General features: G+C 43.3%; 6 protein-coding genes and 4 tRNA genes. 1 reads left to right on the forward strand and 9 read right to left on the reverse strand.

Annotated features, from left to right (window positions below; all coding sequences use genetic code 11):
• Positions 1-73: 73 nt before the first annotated feature.
• The 8 genes from ACVBIL_RS20280 to ACVBIL_RS20315 form a co-directional block, all read right to left on the reverse strand.
• Positions 74-150: transfer RNA gene (locus ACVBIL_RS20280), tRNA-Val, on the reverse strand.
• Positions 151-152: 2 nt separating this feature from the next.
• Positions 153-229: transfer RNA gene (locus ACVBIL_RS20285), tRNA-Met, on the reverse strand.
• A gap of 38 nt (positions 230-267) precedes the next feature.
• Positions 268-344 (reverse strand) — tRNA-Val (locus tag ACVBIL_RS20290).
• Between the two features lie 13 nt (positions 345-357).
• Positions 358-434: transfer RNA gene (locus tag ACVBIL_RS20295), tRNA-Met, on the reverse strand.
• Positions 435-881: 447 nt separating this feature from the next.
• A complete protein-coding gene (locus ACVBIL_RS20300; RefSeq protein WP_447168748.1) occupies positions 882-2,093 on the reverse strand; it encodes an MFS transporter in 1,212 nt (403 codons plus the stop codon).
• The gene (locus ACVBIL_RS20305) at positions 2,090-2,275 is read right to left on the reverse strand and encodes a hypothetical protein (RefSeq protein ID WP_447168749.1); all 186 of its coding nucleotides are present in this window, start codon (positions 2,273-2,275) and stop codon (positions 2,090-2,092) included. Before ACVBIL_RS20305 ends, ACVBIL_RS20300 begins: the two co-directional genes overlap by 4 nt.
• Positions 2,276-2,505: 230 nt before the next feature.
• Positions 2,506-3,003, reverse strand: a complete 498-nt coding sequence (locus ACVBIL_RS20310; RefSeq protein ID WP_447168750.1) for a VF530 family protein — start codon at positions 3,001-3,003, stop codon at positions 2,506-2,508.
• A 303-nt stretch (positions 3,004-3,306) separates the two neighbouring features.
• The gene (locus ACVBIL_RS20315; protein ID WP_447168751.1) at positions 3,307-3,477 is read right to left on the reverse strand and encodes a hypothetical protein; all 171 of its coding nucleotides are present in this window, start codon (positions 3,475-3,477) and stop codon (positions 3,307-3,309) included.
• 748 nt (positions 3,478-4,225) lie between these two features.
• On the opposite strand from ACVBIL_RS20315, the gene ACVBIL_RS20320 reads away from it, so the two are divergent.
• On the forward strand, positions 4,226-5,836 hold the full coding sequence (locus tag ACVBIL_RS20320; protein WP_447168752.1) for an ABC-F family ATPase: 1,611 nt from the start codon (positions 4,226-4,228) through the stop codon (positions 5,834-5,836).
• A gap of 62 nt (positions 5,837-5,898) precedes the next feature.
• Here ACVBIL_RS20320 and ACVBIL_RS20325 read toward each other — a convergent pair whose 3' ends face one another.
• A complete protein-coding gene (locus ACVBIL_RS20325; RefSeq protein ID WP_447168753.1) occupies positions 5,899-6,552 on the reverse strand; it encodes a CatB-related O-acetyltransferase in 654 nt (217 codons plus the stop codon).
• Positions 6,553-6,852: the final 300 nt, after the last annotated feature.

A 6,852-nucleotide genomic window follows, 5' to 3' on the forward strand; every position in this document is an offset into this window, starting at 1 on the left:
GACGAGCTACCATACTGCTCCATCCCGCGTCCGATAAACGCTAATAACTGTTTTAATTCTGCTATAAAAGAATTGGTACAACCGAGTGGATTCGAACCACCGACCCCTACCATGTCAAGGTAGTGCTCTAACCAACTGAGCTACGGTTGTATTGGTTGCGGGAGCTGGATTTGAACCAACGACCTTCGGGTTATGAGCCCGACGAGCTACCATACTGCTCCATCCCGCGACAACATAATAGATTTTTTGATTCTTCTATAAAAGAATTGGTACAACCGAGTGGATTCGAACCACCGACCCCTACCATGTCAAGGTAGTGCTCTAACCAACTGAGCTACGGTTGTATCGCTCAAGAACTGGTTGCGGGAGCTGGATTTGAACCAACGACCTTCGGGTTATGAGCCCGACGAGCTACCATACTGCTCCATCCCGCGACTGTGTTCTTGCTGTTCGTTTGGCAGTTGCCTTGGAACGAGCGCTATAGTAGGGCGATAGCGTGATTGTTGCAAGTAAAAAAACACAATTAAGCGTCAAGCGGTTGTTTGCTGGGCAATTAGAGTGGCGTTTAAGCGGTTTTGGCTGTTTTTAAGTAAAACAATTACAAAGCAGGATGTTTTCGGCCAGTTATTGCGTCTACTTTAATCCTAAATAGGTTCACAAATCAGGATAACGGCGTCAGTTTTTACCATTTATCGAGATAGCAACCTCTTATGTTGAACAAGTTATCGATTAAAATAGCCTACATTTACTGATCTGACGGCATTAATGCCGATCTACAGATAAACATCGCGACTCACAAGCTACAAGGCTAATATTGATGAGCCGCTACTTCACCAATATTGTGAGTACTTAGTAACGAACAGCTCGTTGCGAAGATAATCCTAAATCGAGACTGCCGCAGGCGTTTGAACAAGTGGGCGGTCATCAATCGGCAAGTGAAGCAAGGCGGCAATAAATGCCAAAAGTACCGTACTCCACCATATTGGTTCATAACTACCATAGTAGTCATATATTCGTCCGCCCACCCAAGCGCCCAAGAAGCTGCCTATCTGATGAGTGAAAAATACCAAGCCATATAACGTTGATAGATAACGAGCACCAAAGATCTGCCTAACCAAACCAGAAGTTAACGGCACGGTGCCTAACCAACAAAAACCAATTGCGGCGCCAAACATTGCAGCTGTGTTATCAGTAACAGGCAAAGTCACAAAAGCAGCAATCACCCCTGTACGAACAAAATACAGTGCGCTCATTACATATCGCTTGTTAAACCTATCCCCCATTACGCCCCAAAAATACGAGCCAAAGATATTAAATATCCCCACATACGCCAGAGCCAATGCAGCGGTTGAGCTATTCAAATCCTTGTCAGCAAGATAACTCGGCAGATGTGTCGCGATAAACATCACATGGAAACCACAAACAAAAAAGCCCATGTGGATTAGCCAATAGTTACGATTGCTACAGGCCTGCTTTAATGCTTGTGACAATGTTTGTTCATTATCCTGGCCATGACTCGCCGATGTCGTCTTAGCCGTTTTCATAAATGATGCAAACGCTAACATCACACAGCAAAGCAAGGCAAAAACCTGTAGTGCAGTTTGCCAGTCAAAATGGCTCAATAAACTTTGGGCGCCAGGGATCACTGCAAACATACCAAATGACCCCGCCGCAGTCGTTAGACCAAAAGCCTTTGCCGTATGTTCAGCAGGCACCACTTTTGCGACGGCACCAAGTACAACCACATAGCTAGTTGCACTTAAGCCTAAACCTATCAACATGCTAATAGAGAAGTAGAACATCTCTGTCGTGGTTGAAATTGAGGTCAGCAATAAACCTAAGCCATAGGCAAGTGCACCAAAGATGATAATCTTCTTTGAACCAAAGCGATCTGCAGCCATCCCAACAAAGGGTTGAAACATTCCAAACAATAGGTTTTGCAGAGCAATAGCAAAACTAAAGAACTCACGGCCAGAGTCAAAGCTCATCGAGATTGGCATCATAAAAATACCAAATGACTGTCTGATCCCGAGGCTAATAATAAGAATTCCGATCCCTAACCAGACTAAAATTGGAAATCTGAAAATACTCATTGATGATCACCATGACTTGAAGAATGCACATTCGCATCCTTAGGCATTTGATGGCAACCCGCATCGGTGGCATTAAGGCTAAAAGCATCCTGCAGAGGTTGGCAGTATTTTACTAAGATCAAGGTACAGACTAACGCTGTAGACATACGCAGAAGCTGCGCAGTTAAAGATTGTGAACGCATTGATAAACACGATTAATATAAAAGGAAGCGCATGCTACTGATTTGCCATCTATGAGACAAATGAATAATGATAAACAATACTATGCACCAGACGCATAGTATTGTTTATCAGCCCCATCAGTATCAATTAAGCCAATCAACTGAAAAGCAAAAGGGGGATTCCCTTAAGAAATCCCCCTTTTATAAATAGCTAAGCCCGATACAGACCAAACTCAATCAAACCTTTAAGCCTACTTGCCCCAAGGGTTAGTTGGGTCTTGAGACGCTGTAGGACGCTTTTTCTCGCTACTACGGTTTTGCGAATAAGCATCTTTTGCTTTCGGTTTATCTTTACCGAAACGTGGACTTGGTCCATTTTTCTTCATTTCTTTATAGTTTTCCATGGCTTTTGCACGCATATCAGCAACAAGCTCCACAGTTAACTTTTCAGGTTTGCGCGGCACAATACCATCAGCATAAGCACGTTCACGCGGCTTGAGCTCCATTTGAGCTTCATTGCCTTTTGGCATGCGCTTAAAACGGTATAAGTAAAATGCTTCTACACGTTCCCTCGCCCAATCAGTCTTTTTCAAAAACTTAACGCACGAATCCATATTCGGATTCAAATTAAAGCATGCCAATTTAAGCGCTGCGTACAACACTTTATAATCGTAAAACTTCACAAGCTCAGTTAGCATGGTTTCAAGCTTTAAGCCGTGAAGCGGGTTGTTCTGTTGATGTTCAATCATGGGACGTCCAAATATTGCAGATAATGTGTAAAGCGCAAATATTCAATAGCGAATACGGCGACCAATCATAGGACTGGTCAAAACAATGCGCTAATAATAACAAGAAAAGTCCTTAACCACCCGATCAAATCACTCAAGAGGCGTAATTATTCGTCAAAACATTGCCAAACGGAGGAAGAACGGGCTTTACATCGCATGATTGCTCGAGATACAAGCACCGCTTAAGCCCCTTTTGTCGTTCCAATAACGGCTACTTCTCTATAAATAGATTGTTCCTAAAATATTTGGGTTAAACAATTAACCTCATTGGTTGGCGTTGTTTACCACAAAATGGCGGCCTAGGATTTTAACCGCCCCTTCAGGACATTCACCAATGGCCTTTCCATTACCTTGACCACGCTGGATTTCACCAGAGCCGCCTTTCGGTCCTTCAAGAATAATCACATTCCCCTTACAGCCTATCTGTTCCATCACAAAGGAACTCATACCGCCATTAGTATTGGTGGTTATTAAGGCAGACTTTAATATCAAACTTGCAAGGGACTTGGTACAAAATCACCTCAGCAAACATAAACCTGATGCCATTATGGGTTTAAACAACCCAATAACCAAATAACCAAATAACCTTAGGCACACTTGAAGCCAGTGTGTGGCATGGCCATCAACTTGGCACTGATACACATTTTTATACTATTGATAAAATCAAGACAGCAAAAAAACTTCGGGATAGCCATCATCTGCATCAGACATGATGTAGAAGCGTTTGGCTATCATGCCGTAACGCAATTAAGTAGAGCGACTGAATCAAAGCAAGGCGACAAGCTGTCAGATATTATCATTAGAGCAACTGTGGTGAAGTCGTCGACTTAGTTAATCTCGCCCTTCTTGCAATAGAAAGACTTCAATCCCCTATGATTTGTTTTTCTGGTAAGTAAATAAGCAAATTACAGAGGGAAGATGACGGCGAGATAGACTTTAACTACCGAACCGTCGCACTGCGCAATACCACTTCACTTGGGGGTTAAATAATAATACCCCCACTAATATCAGTGAAAAACAAACTCAAACAGATAAATAACGCGCTTTACAACGCATGATTGCTCGACATCTAAGCACTTACATCTGTATAATCCGCGGCTGTTTTGCCTCTAACAGGATTACTGTCCGTAATCTTGTTAACGTCTTTGGCTTTCACGTTTTATTAATCACTCAGGATACTCTTTTGATTTCTACCGCAAACATCACGATGCAGTTTGGCCCAGAGCCATTATTCGAAAACATTTCCGCTAAGTTCGGTAACGGCAATCGCTACGGCTTAATTGGCGCAAATGGTTGTGGTAAATCCACCTTCATGAAGATCCTAAGTGGCGAGCTTGCGCCAACCTCAGGTAACATCTCAATTACCCCAGGCCAAAAAGTAGGCACCTTGAGCCAGAACCAGTTCGCGTTCGAACAATACAGTGTTATCGACGCTGTAATTCAAGGCGATGCTAAGCTGTGGGAAGTGAAACAAGAGCGCGAGCGCATCTATTCACTACCTGACATGACTGAAGAAGATGGCATGAAAGTAGGTGAGCTCGAAAGTGAGTTTGCTGAAATGGACGGCTACAGTGCAGAAAGTCGCGCAGGTGAAATTCTACTTGAAGCAGGCATTGAAGAAGAATTCCATTTTGGCTTGATGAGCCAAGTTGCTCCAGGTAAGAAGCTGCGTGTACTTTTAGCACAGGCACTATTTTCTAACCCTGACATCTTGTTACTCGACGAACCAACCAACAACTTGGATATTCACACCATTAACTGGTTGGCTGAAGAGCTTAACAAACGTAAGTGCACCATGATCATCATCTCGCACGACAGACACTTCTTAAACACTGTTTGTACGCACATGGCAGATATTGACTACGGTGAGCTACGTGTTTACCCAGGTAACTACGAGTACTTCTTAGATGCTTCTTCGTTGATCCAAGAGCAATTATTAGCGGGTAACGCTAAGAAAAGTGCTGAAATGACCGAGCTACAAGACTTTGTTAACCGTTTTGGTGCAAACGCATCTAAAGCAAAACAAGCAAGCTCTCGTGCAAAAAAGCTGGATAAAATCAGCCTTGATGAAGTGAAATCTTCTAGCCGTATGACACCATCACTGCGTTTTGATGAAGGCAAGAAAATGCATCGTCAAGCGCTGATCCTAGAAAATGTTGGCCATGGCTTTGATGGCGAAATGCTATTTCAAGCTGGAGAGCTGATCTTAGAAGCTGGCGCTAAGCTTGCTGTTATCGGTGAAAACGGTGTCGGTAAGTCAACATTCCTACGTTGCTTGGTTAATGAGCTTCAAAACAAGCAAGGCGTAATCAAATGGTCTGAAAATGCCTCTATCGGTTATTGCCCGCAAGATAGCAGCAAAGACTTTGATAACGATCTAACCCTATTTGACTGGATGTCGCAGTGGCGTTTACCAAAGCATAACGACCTAATGGTCCGTGGCATGCTAGGGCGCTTGCTATTTACTGAAGACGATATCAATAAGAAAGCACGAAACTGTTCTGGTGGTGAGAAAAACCGTCTGTTATTCGGTAAGTTAATGATGATGGATATCAACGTACTGGTCATGGACGAACCCACTAACCACATGGACATGGAAGCGATTGAAGCGTTGAATAATGCGCTTAAAGACTACCAAGGCACGCTTATATTTGTCAGCCACGACCGTGAGTTTGTATCATCTTTAGCGACTCGCATCATAGATGTTAGAGATCAGAAGCTTATCAACTTCCAAGGTACTTTTAATGAGTACATGGCGAGTCAAGCTGAGCAAGAAGCGAAGAAAAAAGCTTAACTGCGAATAGCTCACAGTTAAACGTAATAAAATGGCGCTCCCTTACGGGGTAGCGCCATTTTTTATGCCTTAAAGTCCAAGTGATATTGATAAAGCCCTGCAATATCAGCACTACACATAATCGTCATTGCGCCTTTAAGTTTATCTAGCGGCCAATCCCACCATTGCATCTGTAATAATGTCTCAATCAACTCAGGCTCAAACCTTAGCTTCACCTGTTTATTGTTCCCCACCACTACGCTGTAGGGCGCAACATCTTTAGAAATAACCGCCCTAGCCCCAATTACTGCGCCATCACCTATGGTAACCCCAGGCATAATCATCGCCTCAGAACCTATCCACACATCGTTGCCAATGACCGTATTACCCGACCGCTCAAAGCCTGAACGCACCTCATCGCCAAACTCTTCAGTAGAGAAAGGATAAGTCGAGATCCAATCGAGTCTGTGGCCCTGATTTCCCGCCAACATGAAGCACGCACCCGAAGCGATTGAGCAGAACTTACCAATAATCAGCTTATCAACTTCACCAAAGACTCCTGCTTCCCATACATCTATGGTAGAGCCATCACCTAACAGATAGCGCACCGCTTGATCTTCAAACGACTTACCGTGATAAAAGCCCGAATAGTAGGAGTACTCGCCCACTTCGATATTAGGATTAACAACTTGCTCTTTAAGCTTTTTAGATTCTAGCCAGCTGGTAAACGTGTTCATTTAAATGGCCTAATGTAATTTGAGGTAATGCACTTAATTTCAATTGATGAATAGCAATCATAAAACGCTGCTATTTTATTAGCAGGCATTATGCATGTATTTAAGCAGATTTAAACAAAGAGGCTAAGAGGAAAAGCAATACTCACCGGCATATTCAACAATCACTTACACATACCGGTCAGCATGACGTCAAACAGGCTGAAATCCAAGCTACCGGTTTGACGTATACCCAAACGACTTGAACATGCTCATTTCAGAGGCCTTGCGCGAGTTCAATTCTAGGCGTATTAGCGTAGGAAT

Source organism: Shewanella sp. 125m-7, assembly GCF_052977045.1.

Excerpts from the sequence above, each read along its gene's own strand:
- ACVBIL_RS20300 (WP_447168748.1), bottom strand. The coding sequence starts at position 2,093 with ATGAGTATTTTCAGATTTCCAATTTTAGTCTGGTTAGGGATCGGAATT.
- ACVBIL_RS20305 (WP_447168749.1), bottom strand. The coding sequence starts at position 2,275 with ATGCGTTCACAATCTTTAACTGCGCAGCTTCTGCGTATGTCTACAGCG.
- ACVBIL_RS20310 (WP_447168750.1), bottom strand. The coding sequence starts at position 3,003 with ATGATTGAACATCAACAGAACAACCCGCTTCACGGCTTAAAGCTTGAA.
- ACVBIL_RS20325 (WP_447168753.1), bottom strand. The coding sequence starts at position 6,552 with ATGAACACGTTTACCAGCTGGCTAGAATCTAAAAAGCTTAAAGAGCAA.